Source organism: Jiangella ureilytica, from assembly GCF_004348545.1.
In the GTDB taxonomy this organism is placed as follows: Bacteria; Actinomycetota; Actinomycetes; order Jiangellales; family Jiangellaceae; genus Jiangella; species Jiangella ureilytica.
This window is the reverse complement of sequence record NZ_SMKL01000042.1, coordinates 21381-37353: the sequence shown is the minus strand read 5'-3', so window position 1 is coordinate 37353 and position 15973 is coordinate 21381. Positions and strand designations below refer to the sequence as shown.

Below are 15973 nucleotides of genomic sequence, written 5' to 3'. Positions count from 1 at the left end.
CGCGGCCGGAGCCGCGTCCGGGTCCGCGGGCAGGGTCGAACCCACTCCGTCAGCACGGCACACGTCCGAGCCTTTGTGCGGCCGACTCTGCGGGCCATCGGCGCCATGCGCACGGAGGTCTCGATGCCCGAGCTGCCCGCCCACCCCGATCTCGCCCACCTGAAGAAGCAGGCCAAAGAGCTGCTGCGACGCCTCCGCGACGACGAACCCGGCGCGCGGCTGAGCGACGCGCAGTTCCGGCTCGCTCGCGAGTACGGCTTCCCCTCCTGGCCGGCGCTGCGCCGCCACGTCGAGGAGCTGCGTGGCCCGACGGTGCTCGACTGGCTCCGGCTGGTCTACGCCGGCGGCACCATCGGCGGCACGCACGCGGCCCGGCCGTCTGAAGCCGCACGATGGATCGGGCGGATCGACCTCTCCGACCCTTACCTCGCCTGTGCCGTGGGCGACGTCGACGGCGTCAGCAGTGCGGTCGCCGCCGACCCCGGCTGGGTGCACCGGCCCGGCGGCCCGCTCGGCCTGCCACCGCTGGTCGCCGTCACGCACTCGTCGCTCGTCCGGCTGCCGGAGTTCGCGCCCGGCCTGCGGGAGTGCGCCCGGGTGCTGCTCGACGCCGGCGCCGACCCGAACCAGGCGGCCACTTCACCCGGCGGGCACCCGCTGAGCGCGCTCTACGGCGCCGCCGGCGTCACGCACGACCGCGAGCTGACCGCGCTGCTCCTGGAGCGCGGCGCCGATCCCGACGACGACGAGTCGCTCTACCACTCGCTCGGCGACGTCGGCTGCGTGCGGCTGCTCCTGGCCGCCGGCGCGACGGTGACCGGCACGAACGCGATGTACGCCGTCGCCGACCACGACGACGCCGATGTGCTGCGGCTGCTGCTCGAGCACGGCGGCGACGCGAACGAGCCGTCGCCGTCGTGGGGGTCGCCGCTGCTCTTCGCCCTGCGACGACGGTGCTCGACGGCGTTCGTGCGGCTGCTGCTCGACGCCGGGGCCGACCCGCGCGTCGTCAGCCCGGACGGGGTCGGCGCCCACCGCCTGGCGCTGCGGTTCGGCCTGACCGAGGCCGCCGCGCTGCTCCCCGGGAGCGAGACGGACGACCCGGCCGAGCAGCTGATCGCCGCGAGCACCAGCGGCGACGGCGACACCGCCCGGCGGCTGCTCGCGGACCATCCGGGGTTGATCGCGGCTCTGGACGACGCTCAGCGGCGGCTGCTGCCCGACCTCGCCGCGGGCGGCGCCGCCGACGCCGTCCGGCTCCTGGTCGAGGCGGGTTGGCCCATCGACACCCCCGGCGGCGACTGGCATGCGACCGCGCTCAACCACGCCGTCTTCCGCGGCGACGCCGGCCTCACCCGGTTCCTCCTCGAGCACGGCGCCGACCCGGCTGTGCGGCACGGCTTCGGTGACACCGTCGTCGGCACCCTGTCGTGGGCGTCACTGAACAACGAGGAGGTCGGGATCGTCGCGGACTGGGCGGGCTGCGCCCAGGCGCTGCGCGACCACGGGGTCGTGCTGCCGGACGACGACGAGTTCGGCGACGGCGTCAGGTGAGCGAGGCCGCGTGGTCCGGCACGTGGGTCTGCATCTCGCGCGGCGGCCGCTCGTAGCCCTTGACCGCCGGCCGCGGCGGCAGCTCCAGCGGCCGGCGCTGCACCTCGTGGTAGGAGATGGTCGAGAGCAGGTGCGCGATCATGTTGATCCGCGCGGCCCGCTTGTCCTCGCTCTCGACCACGTACCACGGTGCCTCGGGGATGTCGGTGTGCACGAACATGTCGTCCTTGGCGCGCGAGTAGTCCTCCCAGCGGCTGACCGACTCGAGGTCCATCGGCGAGAGCTTCCACCGTCGCATCGGGTCCTCGAGACGCGACCGGAACCGGCGCTCCTGCTCGCCGTCGCTCACCGAGAACCAGTACTTGCGCAGCAGGATGCCGTCCTCGACCAGCATCCGCTCGAAGATCGGCGCCTGGCTGAGGAAGCGCTGGTACTCCTCCTTCGTGCAGAAGCCCATGACCCGCTCGACGCCGGCACGGTTGTACCAGCTGCGGTCGAACAGCACGATCTCGCCGGCGGCCGGCAGGTGCTCCACGTAGCGCTGGAAGTACCACTGGCCGCGCTGGCGCTCGGTCGGCGCCGGCAGGGCGGCGATGCGCGCGATGCGCGGGTTGAGGTACTGCGTGACGCGCTTGATCGTGCTGCCCTTGCCGGCCGCGTCGCGCCCCTCGAACACCACGACGACGCGGGCGCCCTCTTGCCGGACCCACTCCTGGAGCGTCACCAGCTGCGCCTGCAGCCGGAACAGCTCCTTCTCGTAGATCTTCCTCGGCACCCGGGCCGGCCGGTCGTCGCCGGCCGGCCCGGCCGCACGGTTCTTCTTCGCCACGGTGGCTCCCTCATTCCTCGACGGCGGGCAGCGCGAACTGGCTGTTGTACAGATCGAAGTATGCTCCGCGGCGCTCGAGCAGCTCGGTGTGCGAGCCCTGCTCGACGATGGCGCCGTCGCGCATCACCAGGATCAGGTCGGCGTCGCGGATGGTCGAGAGCCGGTGTGCGATGACGAAGCTCGTCCGGTCGCTGCGCAGCGCGGCCATGGCGTGCTGCACCAGCACCTCGGTGCGGGTGTCGACCGACGACGTCGCCTCGTCGAGGATGAGGATGGCCGGGTCGGCGAGGAACGCCCGCGCGATGGTGAGCAGCTGCTTCTCACCGGCGCTGATGTTGTCGCCCTCTTCGTCGATGACGGTGTCGTAACCGCCGGGCAGCGAGTGGACGAACCGGTCGACGTAGGTCGCCTCGGCCGCCGCGCGGATCTGGGCCTCCGACGCCGTCGGGTCACCGTAGGCGAGGTTCTCGCGGATCGTCCCGCCGAACAGCCAGGTGTCCTGCAGCACCATGCCGATGTTCGACCGCAGCTCGTCGCGGCTCAGCTCGGCGATGTCGCGGCCGTCGATGGTGATGCGGCCGCCCTGCAGCTCGTAGAACCGCATGATCAGGTTGACCAGCGTGGTCTTGCCCGCGCCGGTCGGCCCGACGATCGCCACCGTCCGGCCCGGCTCCGCCACCAGCGAGAGGTCCTCGATGAGCGGCTGGTCCGGGTCGTAGCTGAACGAGACGTGCTCGAACTCGACCCGGCCGCGCGGCTGCCGGTCCAGCGTCGCCGGATCGGTGGAATCGGGCACCTGCTCCGGCTCGTCGAGCAGCTCGAACACCCGCTCCGCCGACGCGACGCCGGACTGCAGCACGTTCGCCATGGACGCCACCTGGGTCAGCGGCTGGGTGAACTGGCGGGTGTACTGCACGAACGCCTGCACCTCGCCCAGGGTCATCGTCCCCGACGCCACCCGCAGGCCGCCGACGACGGCGATCGCGACGTAGTTGAGGTTCCCGAGGAAGAACATCGCCGGCATGATCAGCCCGGACACGAACTGGGCGCCGAAGCTTGCCTGGAACAGCTCGTCGTTCTTCGCGCCGAACGACTGCTCGACCTCGCGCTGCCGGCCGAACACCTTGACCAGCGCGTGGCCGGTGTAGGCCTCCTCGATCTGCCCGTTCAGCGCGCCGGTGTGCGCCCACTGCGCGACGAACTGCTGCTGCGACCGCTTCGCCACCAGCGTGGTGATGATGAGCGACAACGGGATCGTGGCCAGCGCGATCAGTGCCAGCAGCGGCGAGATCCACAGCATCATCGCCAGCACGCCGACGACGGTGAGCAGCGAGTTCAGCAGCTGGCTCAGGGTCTGCTGCAGGCTCTGCGAGACGTTGTCGATGTCGTTGGTGACTCGGCTCAGCACGTCGCCGCGCGCGTTGACGTCGAAGTACTTCAGCGGCAGGCGGTGGATCTTGTCCTCGACGTCGGAGCGCAGCCGGAACACCGTCCGCTGCACGATGTCGTTGAGCAGGTACGCCTGCAGCCACATGAACAGCGACGCGCCCACGTACAGCGCCAGCACGCCCAGCAGCACCGACTGCAGCGCGCCGAAGTCGATGCCCTGGCCGGGCATCACGCTCATGCCGGTGATCATGTCGGCGAAGGTGTTCTGGCCGTCGGCCCGCAGGTTCTCGACCGCCTGGTCCCTCGTCACACCCTCGGGCAGCTGCCGGCCGATGATGCCCTGGAAGATCAGGTCGGTGCCGTGGCCGAGCAGCCGCGGCCCGATGGCGTTCAGCGCCACGCTGACCACGGTCAGCACGACCACCAGCATCACCCCGAGCCGCTCCGGCGCCAGCCGGCCGACCAGGCGCTTCGCCGACGGGCCGAAGTTCAGCGGCTTCTGCGGCGGCCCGGCCATGCCGCCGAACGGTCCGCCCGGTCCGCCCGGGCGCATGCCTCCGCCGGGCCGGGCGGGAGCCGCAGCCGTCGCCGTTGCCGCCGGCCTGGACCCGCTCATGCAGCCTCCTCCGCGGTCAGCTGCGACTCGACGATCTCGGTGTAGGTCGGGCAGCTCTCGATCAGTTCGGCGTGCGATCCCAGGCCGACGACGGCGCCGTCGTCGAGCACCACGATCTGGTCGGCGTCGATGACGGTGGAGATCCGCTGCGCGACGATGACCACCGCGGCGTTCGTGGTGTGCGGGCACAGCGCCGCCCGCAGCCGGGCGTCGGTGGCGAGGTCGAGCGCGGAGAACGAGTCGTCGAACAGGTACAGGTCGGGCTTGCGGACGAGCGCGCGGGCGATGGCGAGGCGCTGCCGCTGCCCGCCGGACACGTTGGTGCCGCCCTGGGCGATCGGCGCGTCGAGGCCTCCGGGCAGCTCGCGGACGAAGCCGGCCACCTGCGCGATCTCGAGCGCCTGCCACAGGTCGTCGTCGCCGGCGTCGGGGTTTCCGTAGCGCAGATTGCTCGCGACGGTGCCGGAGAACAGGTACGCCTTCTGCGGCACGAGGCCGATGCGTGAGCGCAGCACGTCGGGGTCGAGGTCGCGGACGTCGACCCCGCCGGCGAGCACCTGGCCCGCCGTCGCGTCGATGAGCCGCGGCACCAGGTTGACCAGCGTGGACTTGCCCGACCCGGTGCTGCCGACGATGGCCGTCGTGGTGCCCGGCTCGGCGGTGAAGCTCACGTCGCGCAGCACCGGCTCGTCGGCCCCCGGGTAGGCGAACCCGGCGCCGCGCAGCTCCAGCGCCAGGCGGGCGGGCAGCGTCGTCACCGGTGCCGACGGCGGCACGACCGACGAGTCCGTGGTGAGCACCTCGCCGATCCGCTCCGCGCAGACCGCCGCTCGCGGGATCATGACCAGCATGAACGTCGCCATCATGACCGCCATCAGGATCTGGATGAGATAGGTCAGGAACGCCGTCAGCGCGCCGATCTCCATGTGTCCCTGGTCGATGCGCTCCGCCCCGAACCACAGCACGGCCACGCTGGACACGTTCATCACCAGCATCACCCACGGGAACACCAGCGCCTGCAGCCGGCCGACGTGCAGCGCGGTCTCGGTGAGCGCGGTGTTGGCGACGGCGAACCGGCCCTGCTCGAACCGCTCGCGGACGAACGCGCGGACCACGCGGATGCCGGTGATCTGTTCGCGCATGACCCGGTTGACGCCGTCGATGCGCTCCTGCATGAGCCGGAAGCCCGGCACCATGCGGCGGGCGATCAGCGCGATGCCGACGACCAGCGCCGGCACGCAGATCAACAGCAGCCAGGCCAGTCCGACGTCCTCGCGCAGCGCCATGATGACACCGCCGACCGCCATGATCGGCGCCATGACCAGCAGCGTGCACGACATCAGCACCAGCATCTGGACCTGCTGGACGTCGTTGGTGTTGCGGGTGATCAGCGACGGCGCACCGAACCGGCCGACCTCGCGGGCGGAGAACTCGCCGACCCGGTGGAAGACGGCGGCCCGGACGTCGCGGCCGAACGCCATGGCGGTCCTGGCGCCGAAGTAGACGGCGCCGACGGTACAGGTGATCTGCACCACCGTCGCCGCCAGCATCCATCCGCCGGTCGACATGATGTAGCCGGTGTCGCCGCGGGCGATGCCGTTGTCGATGATGTCCGCGTTCAGGCTGGGCAGGTAGAGCGAGGCCAGCGTGCCGACGAACTGCAGCACGACCACGGCGCCGAGCCACCGGCGGTACGGACGCAGGTGGGTCCGCAGCAGGGTGATGAGCATGGAGCGGCTCCGAACTGGAGTATCGGATGTGAGGCGATGCGTGTGCCCGAGCTGTGGGGAGCCCCTGGGCTTCCCGGGGCGACGCGTCAGGGCGACGGATCGTTCGTGGTCGCCGCCGGGACGACGACACCGTGCAGCAGCAGGTCGACGACCTCCTCGGGCGACATGGGCTCGTGGTCGTTGATCATCGGGTGGAAGCCGGCGAACGCGAGAACGCGCATCCGCCGGGCCACCTCGGCCGGCGGCACCCGCAGCCGGTGGCGGTCGGGCTCGACCAGCGCGGCAATGATGGCCATGATGCCGGCGTGCCGCGGCGGCTCCTGCCGGCCGTCGTCGCCCGGCGGCCGGTTGAAGCCGATGGCCACCATGAGCTGGAAGACGCTGGTCAGCCGCTCGTTCAGGATGTCCGCCGCGAGCAGCAGCCGGTGCTCCAGCGGCAGGTCGGTGCCGATGGCGCGCAGCCGCCGCTCGGTGTCGGCAGGGTCGATCGCCGCCTCGAGCACCTGCTTGAGCAGCGTGTCCTTGTCCTCGAAGACCCGGAAGATCGTGCCCTCGGCGATGCCGGCGGCCTCGGCGATCTGCCGCGTGCTGATGGCGAAGCCGTGCTCGTAGACCAGCGGCAGGGTGGCCGCGATGATCGCCTCGCGTCGCTGCTCGGGCGACATGGGCGTTGCGCGCATGCGGCGGATCTCGGTGGCCACGAGACACCAGCGTAAGTGAGTGAGGACTCACTCACAAGTCCGTTCCCCGGCCGCCCTCGAAATGGTTGAGGGATCGGTGTCGCCCCAGCAGCACCGATCCCTCAACCATCGGCCGTCGGCGGCGGGCGTACGCTCGAGGGAGAAGGCCGCTGACGAGGAGGTCAGCATGGGTGCGCTACTCGCGATCCTCATCATCCTCGCGATCGTCGCCGTCGTCGTGTTCGGAGCGAGCGCCCGCGTCGTCCGGCAGTTCGAGCGGGGCGTCGTGTTCCGGTTCGGCAAGGTGCACGGGCCGCCGCGCGAGCCGGGATTCGTGTGGATCGCCCCGTTCGTCGACCAGATGCGCAAGGTCAACATGCAGATCGTCACGCTGCCGATCCCGGCGCAGGACGGCATCACCCGCGACAACGTCACGGTGCGCGTCGACGCGGTCGTCTACTTCCGGGTGCACGCTCCCATCGACGCCGTCGTCGAGGTGCAGGACTACGAGTTCGCCGTGTCGCAGGTGGCCCAGACGTCGCTGCGCTCGATCATCGGCAAGAGCGAGCTCGACGACCTGCTGTCCAACCGCGAGGCGCTGAACCAGGGCCTCGCCCTGATGATCGACTCGCCGGCCGTCGGCTGGGGCATCGAGATCGACCGGGTCGAGATCAAGGATGTCGCGCTGCCGGAATCAATGAAGCGCTCGATGTCACGGCAGGCCGAGGCGGAGCGGGAACGGCGGTCGCGGATCATCACCGCCGACGGCGAGCTCCAGGCGTCGCACAAGCTCGCCTCGGCGGCGTCCACGATGGCGGCGACCCCGTCGGCACTGCAGCTACGGCTGCTGCAGACGATCGTCGAGGTGGCCGCGGAGAAGAACTCGACGCTGGTGCTGCCGTTCCCGGTCGAACTGCTGCGCTTCCTCGAGCACGCGACGGAGACACCGGCGCAGCCGGCCGGCCGGGCGAGCACCGCCGAGACCAACGGTGCCCGCGAACTGCCCGAACGGCCACCGCCACCGCCGCCGCCGCTGACCCCCACGACTCAGACGACCCCCGCGGCCGGCGTCGCCACGCCGCCGGCCGACAGCGGGTGATGCTAGGGTCTGGCGCATGTACGCGACCGTTCTCGGTAGCTGGTGGCGCGCCTCCTAGGCGGCCACCCCTTCGCGTACCCCCACGCAAGCGACCGCCTCCACCGAGGCGGTCGTCGTCGTTTCCGGCACCGTTCCGCCCCGGCCGAGGCTCGACCGGAAGGAACCTTCATGCTGACGGACCTGCTCGACGATCCCGCTCCCCCGCCGTTCGCGCTGCTCGCCCGCGCGGGCAGGCCGGGGGTGGAACTGCTGCTGGGCGACGTGGTCGACGTCGACCGGCTGGCGGACATCCCGCTGCCCGAGGGCAACGGCGACGGCGCGACGCTCGCGCTGGTCCCGTACCGGCAGCTGGCCGAGCGCGGCTTCGTGTGTCACGACGACGGCGTCCCCTTGCGCTGCCTGCGGGTGCGGTCGCGGGTGTCGCTCGATCGCGACGAGGTGCTGGCGGTGCTGGCCGGCGGCGCGGTCGACGTCGCACCGGGCGGGTTCGACGTCCCCGACGAGGAGTACGCCGACATCGTCGGGCGGGTGATCCGCGACGAGATCGGCCGCGGCGCCGGGGCCAACTTCGTCATCCGCCGCGACTACCTGGCCCGGCTGTCCGGGCCGGCGCCGCACGCGGCGCTGCGGCTCTTCGGCCGGCTGCTCGCCGGCGAGCCGGGCGCCTACTGGACGTTCGCGGTGCACGCCGACGACCAGACGCTGGTCGGCGCGACGCCGGAGCGGCACGTCAGCGTCGATGCCGGCACCGTGGTCATGAATCCGATCAGCGGCACCTACCGGGTCCCGGCCGGCGGCGCGACCGCCGACGACCTGCTCCGCTTCCTCGCCGACCCGAAGGAGACCGAGGAGTTGTTCATGGTGGTCGACGAGGAGCTCAAGATGATGAGCGCCGTGTGCGAGGACGGCGGGCGCGTGCTCGGGCCGTACCTCAAGGAGATGAGCCACCTGATCCACACCGAGTACCTGCTCGAGGGCACGACCCGGCTCGACGTGCGCGACGTGCTGCGCGAGACGATGTTCGCGCCGACGGTGACCGGGTCGCCGCTGGAGAACGCGGCCCGGGTCATCACCCGCTACGAGGCGGGCGGGCGGGGCTACTACGCCGGGGTCGCGGCCCTCATCGAGCACGACGGCGACCGGCTCACCGTCGACGCGCCGATCCTGATCCGCACCGCCTATCTGGACCCGGACGGGACGGTGCGGGTCCCCGTCGGCGCCACGCTGGTGCGGCACTCCGTCGCCGGTCACGAGGTCGCCGAGACGCACGCGAAGGCGGCCGGCGTGCTGGCGGCGCTGGGCGTCGGGGCGCCGGCCGGGCGCGGTGCGGGCCGCTCGCCGTCGCCGTCGTTCGACGACGATCCCGCGATCGCCGCGGCGCTCACCGCCCGCAACCGCACGCTGGCGCCGTTCTGGCTGCGGCCGCAGGGCCCGGACACGCGGCCGGCCCTGGCGGGGCGGTCGGCGCTGATCGTCGACGCCGAGGACCGGTGGACGGCGATGCTGGCGCACCTGCTGCGCCGGCTCGGGATGCGCGCCGAGGTCCGGCGCTGGGACTCCGTCTCCGCCGCCGACGTCGACGCCGTCGACCTGGTCGTCTCCGGACCGGGGCCGGGCGACCCACGCGACCTCGACGACCCGCGGATCGCGCGGCTGCACGAGCTGGTCACCGCCCGGCTGGCGGCGGGGCTGCCGCTGCTCGCCGTCTGCCTGAGCCACCAGGTGCTGGCCGGCATGCTGGGGCTGCCGGTGGGGCCGCTGCCGCAGCCGTACCAGGGCACGCAACGGCCGGTGTCGCTGTTCGGCCACGAGACCCGTGTGGGTTTCTACAACACGTTCGCGGCCTCCGTTCCCGCGCGGGCCGACCTGCCCGACGGGCTCGAGATCGCGGCGCACCCCGGCACCGGCGAGGTGTTCGCGCTGCGCGGCTCCGGCTTCGCGTCGGTGCAGTTCCACCTCGAGTCGATCCTGTCCGCCGACGGGGTCGACCTGCTGGCGGGGCTGGTGACGGACGTGCTCGCGGCGGCGCGTGAGGGACGGGCGGTCGGCGCCTGACCGAACTGCCCGTAGGATCCGGGCATGGACGTCCCTGTCGTGACCGAGGAGCTGGTGCAGCAGTTGCGCGACGGCTATCCCCACGCCGCCCTCGTCTATGCCGGCGACGGCGTGCTGCTGGTCCGCCGTCCGCAGGGCGGCGTGGTCGAGGGCGAGCGCCTGTACAGCTCGCAGCGGCTCGACACCTGGCGGCCGGCAGCGGGTGGCGTGACGCTGTCGGACCGCGAGCACGCCGCCCGGCTGACCGAGCAGCTGCTGCCGGCCATCGAGGAGCTGGTCGCCCGCGAGCGGGCCGAGGTCATCCTCGGCCTGCTCAACGCGTACACCGGCGCCGACATCTGGGGCGACGTCATCGAGCAGCTGCCCGACTTCGACCGGCGCATCCCGGCCCAGTACCCGAGCTACGTCCGCTCGGCCTACGACCAGCGCCACCACGACGCCACCGCCACCACCGACGAGTTCGTCGGGCTCGGCGAGCGCGTGACGTTCTCGCTGGACCGGCGCGAGAACCGCTGGAAGGCGACGTACACGAAGAACGCCTGATCGGGCTCAGCCCGTGCCGGCGTCCAGCCGCTGCTGCACCTGGTCGGGGCTGAGGTCCTCGGTCTGCTGCGAGACGATCCACTGGTTGCCGAACGGGTCGGCGACGCGACCCTGCCGCATGCCGTAGGGCTGGTCGCCGAGCGGGAAGACGACCGTGGCGCCGGCCTCTTCCAGGGCCGCCCAGACGGTGTCGGCATCCGCCACGTCGAGCGTGAACAGGCCGCGCGCGGCCGGGTCGTGCGCGTCGGCGTCCTTGATCGACAGCACGCTGCCGCCGACGCGGAACTCGGCGTAGACGACCCTGCCGTCGTCGCCGGTGTGCCGCACGAGCGGCTCGGCGCCGAGCGCGCGGCGGTAGAAGTCGATGGCGGCGTCGGCGCCGTCGACGACGAGCTTCGGGATCACGGTCATGTCGGTCATGGGTCCATCGTGTCCCCGCGGTGGCCGCTCGCGCTTGGAGAAATCGGTCAGCTGGGCGGCGGCGGGCATCGGCACGTGGGTTGGCGGGCGGTTTGGTGGCGCTATCGCCCCACCAAACCGCCCGCCATCGCGAGAACGTCAGGTGAGCGGGACGTGGTTGTGCTCGGCGGCCGAGCGCGGGCGGTAGCGGCCCGGGGTGAGGCCGGTCAGAGCGCGGAAGTCGTGGATGAGGTGCGCCTGGTCGAAGTACCCGTGCCGGACCGCGACCTGGGCCCAGTCGACATCGTGACCGCTCGCGGACAGCAGGACGCGCTGCAGCCGGCGGATCCGGCCGAACTGTTTGGGCGACAGGCCGACGGCGGCGCGGAAGCGGCGCTGCAGGGTCGACGCGGACAGGCCGGTCCGCTCGGCCACCCGGGCGACGGCGACGCCGCGAGACAGCGCCCCCGCGGCGAAGGCGACCGCACCATCCAAGCGCTCCCGCAGCCGTCCCACCAGCACGGACTCCAGCACGTCCAGCCGCTCGGCCGGTGTCCGAGCCGTGAGCACGCGGTCGCGCACGCCGACGCCATCGGGGCCCCAGAGATCGGCCAGCGACGTCACCGGGTCGGTGAGGGCGGCGGCCGGGACGTCGCCGAACGCGACGGCGCCGCCGGGCCGGAAGACGACGCCCGCGGTGCGGGCCTGGTCGGCGGTGTCGACGCCGATGGGCCGGGCCAGCGCAGCGCACACCCCGGCGCCGCCGACCCCGCGACGCACCGACAGGTCGGCGCCGTCGTACCAGTGCAGGCTGTCGGCGGCGAGGTTGACCACGAGCTGCGCGGCGCCGGTGGGAAGGGTGCGGTCGCGGCCGGGCGCAAGCGGATCGTCCACGTACCAGAGGTGCGAGACGAACGGGGCGAGCTCGGGGCGCGGCCGGCGGACCAGCATGCCTCGACCGTACGTCAGTCGCCCCGCCCGGTGATCGCCAGCCGGGCGCCCAGCCCGATCATCGCCACGCCGCCGAGGGCGCTGAAGGTGCCGAGCCGGCCGGGCGAGCGGGCGAACCACTCGCGGGCCGTGCCGGCACCGAGCGCCCAACAGCTGTCCATGAGGAACGCCATGACGGTGAACACGGCCCCGAGCAGCAGCATCTGCAGGCTCGGATGCGCTCCCGCGGGATCGACGAACTGCGGAAGGACGGCCGCGAAGAAGATGATGACCTTCGGGTTCGTGAGCCCGACCACGAACGCCTCGCGCGCGGCCCGGCGCGGGCTCGTGACCGGCGCCGACGCCGCCGGACCGGCGAACGACCGGCGGTGCCGGATCGCCTGCACGCCCAGGTAGACGAGGTAGGCGGCGCCGGCGAACTTGATGATCGTGAAGACGACGACGGACCGCTCGACCAGCGCGCCGAGCCCGAACGCGACGGCCATCGCCTGGGTGAGGGCGCCGACGGAGTTGCCGGCGGCCGACGCGACCCCGCCCCGGCGGCCCAGGACCAGCGCCCGCCCGACGGTGAAGAGCACGCTCGGGCCGGGGATCGCGATGAGGACGAACGAGCTGATGACGAACGCCAGCAGATGAGTCGTCGAGATCATCGCGATCCCCTCCCCCGAACGGTCGGCGGCGTCAGCGCGCCGCCGTGCCCTCGGTGTAGTCGTCGTCGCTGGTCTTGACCCAGCTCATGAGCTTGCGCAGCTCGCGGCCGGTGGCCTCGATGGGGTGCGCCTCGCCCTCGGCCCGCAGCCGCGTGAAGTCCGGCGCGCCGGCGTCCTGGTCGGCGATGAAGCCGGCCGCCCACGAGCCGTCCTGGATCGCCGTCAGGGCCTCCTTCATGCGCTCCTTCACCGACGCGTCGATGACCTTCGGACCCGTGGTGTAGTCGCCGTACTCGGCGGTGTCGGAGACGCTCCAGCGCTGCTTGGCGATGCCGCCCTCGTACATGAGGTCGACGATGAGCTTGAGCTCGTGCAGCACCTCGAAGTAGGCGACCTCGGGCTGATAGCCGGCCTCGGTCATGACCTCGAAGCCGCTCTGGACCAGCCGCGACACGCCGCCGCAGAGCACCGTCTGCTCACCGAACAGGTCGGTCTCGGTCTCCTCGGCGAACGTCGTGCGGATGCCGCCGGCGCGCAGGCCGCCGATGCCCTTGGCGTACGCGAGCGCGAGCGCCCAGGCCGAGCCGGTGGCGTCCTGCTCGACGGCCACCAGCACCGGCACGCCGCGGCCGTCGGCGAACTCGCGCCGGACCAGGTGACCCGGGCCCTTCGGCGCCACCATGGCGACGTCGACGTTGGCCGGCGGCTTGATGTAGCCGAACCGGATGTTGAAGCCGTGCCCGAAGAAGAGCGCGTCGCCCTCCTGCAGGTTCGGCTCGATGTCGTTGGCGTAGATGTGCCGCTGCACGTGGTCCGGCGCCAGGATCATGATGAGGTCGGCCTCGGCGGCCGCCTCGGCCGGCGTCACGACGCGCAGCCCTTCGGCCTCGGCCTTGGCGCGGCTCTTCGAGCCCTCCTGCAGGCCGACGCGGACGTCCACGCCGGAGTCGCGCAGGCTCAGCGCGTGCGCGTGGCCCTGGCTTCCATAGCCGATGACGGCGACGACCCGCCCCTGGATCACCGAGAGGTCGGCGTCGTCGTCGTAGTACATCTCTGCCACGAGGGCTTCTCCTTCGATCTGTTTCTCGGGATTTGGTGTGCTATGCGACGCGGTCGACCGGTCGCAGCGCGCGGTCGGTGATGGAGCGCGCACCGCGGCCCACCGCCACCACACCGGACTGCACGAGTTCGCGGATGCCGTACGGTTCCAGCACCTTGAGCAGCGCGCTCAGTTTGTCCGACGACCCGGTCGCCTCGATGGTCACCGCGTCGGTGGCGACGTCGACGACCTTGGCGCGGAACAGCTCGACCGTCTGCAGCACGTGCGGCCGGGTCTCGTTGTCCGTGCGCACCTTGACCAGGACCAGCTCGCGCTGGACCGACTGGCCGGGGTCGAGCTCGACGATCTTCAGCACGTTGATCAGCTTGTTGAGCTGCTTCGTGACCTGCTCGAGCGGCGAGTCCTCGACGTCGACGACGACCGTCATCCGCGAGACCGACGGGTGCTCCGTCGGCCCGACGGCGAGCGAGTCGATGTTGAAGCCGCGGCGCGAGAACAGCGCGGCGATGCGCGCGAGCACACCCGGCTTGTTCTCGACCAGCACGGAGAGCGTGTGCTTGCTCATCTAGTCGTCACTCCTGTCCCACTCCGGCGCCATTCCGCGCGCGATCTGGATCTCGTCGTTACTGGTGCCGGCCGCGACCATGGGCCAGACCATGGCGTCGCGGTGGACGCCGAAGTCGACGACGACCGGCCGGTCGTCCACGGCCATGGCCTTCTCGATGGTGGCGTCGACCTCTTCGGCGGTGTCGCAGCGCAGCCCGACGCAGCCGTAGGCCTCGGCCAGCTTGGCGAAGTCGGGGATGCGGCGGCTGCCGAGGTCGGTGTTGGAGTAGCGGCCCTCGTAGAACAGCGTCTGCCACTGCCGGACCATGCCCAGGCTCTCGTTGTTGATGACCGCCACCTTGATCGGGATGCCCTCGATGGCGCAGGTGGCCAGCTCTTGGTTGGTCATCTGGAAGCAGCCGTCGCCGTCGATGGCCCAGACGGTGGCCTCGGGCCGGCCGGCCTTGGCGCCCATGGCGGCCGGAACGGCGTAGCCCATGGTGCCGGCGCCGCCGGAGTTGAGCCAGGTGTTCGGGTTCTCGTAGGAGATGAACTGCGAGGCCCACATCTGGTGCTGCCCGACACCGGCGACGTAGATGGCATCGGGCCCGATCAGCTTGCCCAGCCGCTCGATCACGTACTGCGGCATGAGCTCACCGTTCTCGGCCGGCGTGTAGCCCAGCGGGAAGTTGTCGCGCCACTGGTCCAGCTGCCGCCACCAGCCGGTGAGGTCGGCGCGGGTGCCGGCGGCGAACTCGGCCTCGATGGCCGGGATCAGCTCGGCGATGACCTCCTTGCAGTCGCCCACGATCGGGACGTCGGCGACGCGGTTCTTCGAGATCTCCGCGGGGTCGATGTCGGCGTGGATGACCGCGGCGTTCGGCGCGAACGACGACAGCTTGCCGGTGACGCGGTCGTCGAACCGAGCGCCGAGCGCGATCAGCAGGTCGGCCTTCTGCAGCGCCGTCACCGCCGCGACGCCGCCGTGCATGCCCGGCATGCCCAGGTGCTGCTGGTGGCTGTCGGGGAACGCGCCGCGCGCCGTGAGCGTGGTGACGACGGGGAAGCCGGTGACCTCGGCGAGCCGGCGCAGCTCCGCCCACGCCCGCGCCCGCAGCACGCCGCCGCCGACGTAGAGGACCGGGCGCTTCGCCGATGCCATGAGCCGGGCCGCCTCGCGCACCTGCTTGGCGTGCGGACGAGTGACCGGGCGGTAGCCGGGGAGGTCGAGCTCGACCGGCCAGCGGAAGGTCGTCATGGCCTGCATGGCGTCCTTGGCGACGTCGACGAGGACCGGCCCGGGCCGCCCCGTCGTCGCGATGTGGAACGCCTCGGCGATGGTCCGCGGGATCTCCGCGGGGTCGGTCACCAGGTAGTTGTGCTTGGTGATCGGCATCGAGATGCCGCGGATGTCCGCCTCTTGGAACGCATCGGTACCGATGGCCGCCGACGCGACCTGCCCGGTCACCGCGACCATGGGGACGGAGTCCATGTGGGCGTCGGCGATGGGCGTGACGAGGTTCGTGGCGCCCGGCCCCGACGTGGCCATGCAGACGCCCGGCTTCCCCGTGGCCAGCGCGTACCCCTCGGCCGCGTGACCGGCGCCCTGCTCGTGGCGGACCAGGATGTGCCGGATCTGCTGCGAGTCGAACATCGGGTCATACGCAGGAAGAATGGCGCCGCCGGGAATGCCGAATACGGTGTCGACACCGACCGCCTCGAGCGAGCGGATGAGGCTCGCGGCGCCCGACATCGTCGTTCCGTTGTCCCTGGCTGGCTGTCCCTGCGGCATGGCCGGACCCTTCTCTGTCTGTCCCGTGCAACAAAAAACCCCTCGGCCCGGGTGGGCTCACGAGGGGTAGCGCGTCGGCG

General features: G+C 71.9%; 14 protein-coding genes. 4 read left to right on the top strand and 10 right to left on the bottom strand.

Translation table 11 applies throughout. The annotated features are described in order from the left end of the window. The first annotated feature begins 105 nt into the window (after positions 1–105). Entirely contained in the window at positions 106–1554 is a 1449-nt protein-coding gene (locus tag E1212_RS18355) for an ankyrin repeat domain-containing protein (protein WP_131985068.1), read from the top strand. On the opposite strand, the gene ppk2 is transcribed toward E1212_RS18355, so the two are convergent. The 4 genes from ppk2 to E1212_RS18335 form a co-directional block, all read right to left on the bottom strand. Next, the gene (gene ppk2 / locus E1212_RS18350; RefSeq protein WP_131985066.1) at positions 1547–2383 is read right to left on the bottom strand and encodes a polyphosphate kinase 2; all 837 of its coding nucleotides are present in this window, start codon (positions 2381–2383) and stop codon (positions 1547–1549) included. The genes E1212_RS18355 and ppk2 overlap by 8 nt on opposite strands. A 10-nt stretch (positions 2384–2393) precedes the next feature. Beyond that, positions 2394–4388, bottom strand: coding sequence for an ABC transporter ATP-binding protein (locus E1212_RS18345; RefSeq protein ID WP_131985064.1), 1995 nt, complete (start codon positions 4386–4388; stop codon positions 2394–2396). Next, positions 4385–6118 carry an ABC transporter ATP-binding protein gene (locus tag E1212_RS18340; RefSeq protein WP_131985063.1) on the bottom strand — a complete coding sequence of 578 codons (1734 nt, stop codon included), beginning with the start codon at positions 6116–6118 and terminating at the stop codon, positions 4385–4387. The genes E1212_RS18345 and E1212_RS18340 overlap by 4 nt, the downstream gene beginning before the upstream one ends. 86 nt (positions 6119–6204) lie before the next feature. Continuing rightward, a complete protein-coding gene (locus E1212_RS18335; protein ID WP_131985061.1) occupies positions 6205–6819 on the bottom strand; it encodes a TetR/AcrR family transcriptional regulator in 615 nt (204 codons plus the stop codon). A 166-nt stretch (positions 6820–6985) separates the two neighbouring features. Between E1212_RS18335 and E1212_RS18330 the strand changes: the two genes are divergently transcribed. The 3 genes from E1212_RS18330 (at position 6986) to E1212_RS18320 (ending at position 10495) form a co-directional block, all read left to right on the top strand. After that, positions 6986–7897 (top strand): slipin family protein, encoded by a 912-nt coding sequence (locus E1212_RS18330; RefSeq protein ID WP_131985059.1) that lies wholly within the window; start codon positions 6986–6988, stop codon positions 7895–7897. A gap of 168 nt (positions 7898–8065) precedes the next feature. Further along, positions 8066–9952: a chorismate-binding protein gene (locus tag E1212_RS18325; protein ID WP_131985057.1), complete on the top strand. Its 1887-nt coding sequence runs from the start codon at positions 8066–8068 to the stop codon at positions 9950–9952. A 24-nt stretch (positions 9953–9976) separates the two neighbouring features. Beyond that, entirely contained in the window at positions 9977–10495 is a 519-nt protein-coding gene (locus E1212_RS18320; RefSeq protein WP_131985055.1) for a hypothetical protein, read from the top strand. A 6-nt stretch (positions 10496–10501) separates the two neighbouring features. On the opposite strand, the gene E1212_RS18315 is transcribed toward E1212_RS18320, so the two are convergent. The 6 genes from E1212_RS18315 to E1212_RS18290 all read right to left on the bottom strand — a co-directional run bounded on the left by E1212_RS18315 (position 10502) and on the right by E1212_RS18290 (position 15893). Further along, the gene (locus E1212_RS18315; protein ID WP_131985053.1) at positions 10502–10915 is read right to left on the bottom strand and encodes a VOC family protein; all 414 of its coding nucleotides are present in this window, start codon (positions 10913–10915) and stop codon (positions 10502–10504) included. Between the two features lie 138 nt (positions 10916–11053). Then, a complete protein-coding gene (locus E1212_RS18310) occupies positions 11054–11845 on the bottom strand; it encodes a helix-turn-helix transcriptional regulator (protein ID WP_131985051.1) in 792 nt (263 codons plus the stop codon). Positions 11846–11859: 14 nt separating this feature from the next. Further along, positions 11860–12495, bottom strand: a complete 636-nt coding sequence (locus tag E1212_RS18305; RefSeq protein WP_131985049.1) for a LysE family translocator — start codon at positions 12493–12495, stop codon at positions 11860–11862. A gap of 31 nt (positions 12496–12526) precedes the next feature. Continuing rightward, on the bottom strand, positions 12527–13555 hold the full coding sequence (gene ilvC / locus E1212_RS18300; protein ID WP_131985047.1) for a ketol-acid reductoisomerase: 1029 nt from the start codon (positions 13553–13555) through the stop codon (positions 12527–12529). Between the two features lie 40 nt (positions 13556–13595). Beyond that, complete coding sequence (gene ilvN, locus E1212_RS18295) at positions 13596–14120, bottom strand: acetolactate synthase small subunit (RefSeq protein ID WP_131985045.1); 525 nt, start codon at positions 14118–14120, stop codon at positions 13596–13598. Continuing rightward, a complete protein-coding gene (locus E1212_RS18290; protein WP_131985043.1) occupies positions 14121–15893 on the bottom strand; it encodes an acetolactate synthase large subunit in 1773 nt (590 codons plus the stop codon). Positions 15894–15973: the final 80 nt, after the last annotated feature.

Bases quoted from the DNA above. Each gene is read 5' to 3' on its own strand.
- E1212_RS18355 (WP_131985068.1), top strand. From the start codon at position 106: ATGCGCACGGAGGTCTCGATGCCCGAGCTGCCCGCCCACCCCGATCTC.
- E1212_RS18345 (WP_131985064.1), bottom strand. From the start codon at position 4,388: ATGAGCGGGTCCAGGCCGGCGGCAACGGCGACGGCTGCGGCTCCCGCC.
- E1212_RS18340 (WP_131985063.1), bottom strand. From the start codon at position 6,118: ATGCTCATCACCCTGCTGCGGACCCACCTGCGTCCGTACCGCCGGTGG.
- E1212_RS18330 (WP_131985059.1), top strand. From the start codon at position 6,986: ATGGGTGCGCTACTCGCGATCCTCATCATCCTCGCGATCGTCGCCGTC.
- E1212_RS18325 (WP_131985057.1), top strand. From the start codon at position 8,066: ATGCTGACGGACCTGCTCGACGATCCCGCTCCCCCGCCGTTCGCGCTG.
- E1212_RS18320 (WP_131985055.1), top strand. From the start codon at position 9,977: ATGGACGTCCCTGTCGTGACCGAGGAGCTGGTGCAGCAGTTGCGCGAC.
- E1212_RS18315 (WP_131985053.1), bottom strand. From the start codon at position 10,915: ATGACCGACATGACCGTGATCCCGAAGCTCGTCGTCGACGGCGCCGAC.
- E1212_RS18310 (WP_131985051.1), bottom strand. From the start codon at position 11,845: ATGCTGGTCCGCCGGCCGCGCCCCGAGCTCGCCCCGTTCGTCTCGCAC.
- E1212_RS18305 (WP_131985049.1), bottom strand. From the start codon at position 12,495: ATGATCTCGACGACTCATCTGCTGGCGTTCGTCATCAGCTCGTTCGTC.
- ilvN (WP_131985045.1), bottom strand. From the start codon at position 14,120: ATGAGCAAGCACACGCTCTCCGTGCTGGTCGAGAACAAGCCGGGTGTG.
- E1212_RS18290 (WP_131985043.1), bottom strand. From the start codon at position 15,893: ATGCCGCAGGGACAGCCAGCCAGGGACAACGGAACGACGATGTCGGGC.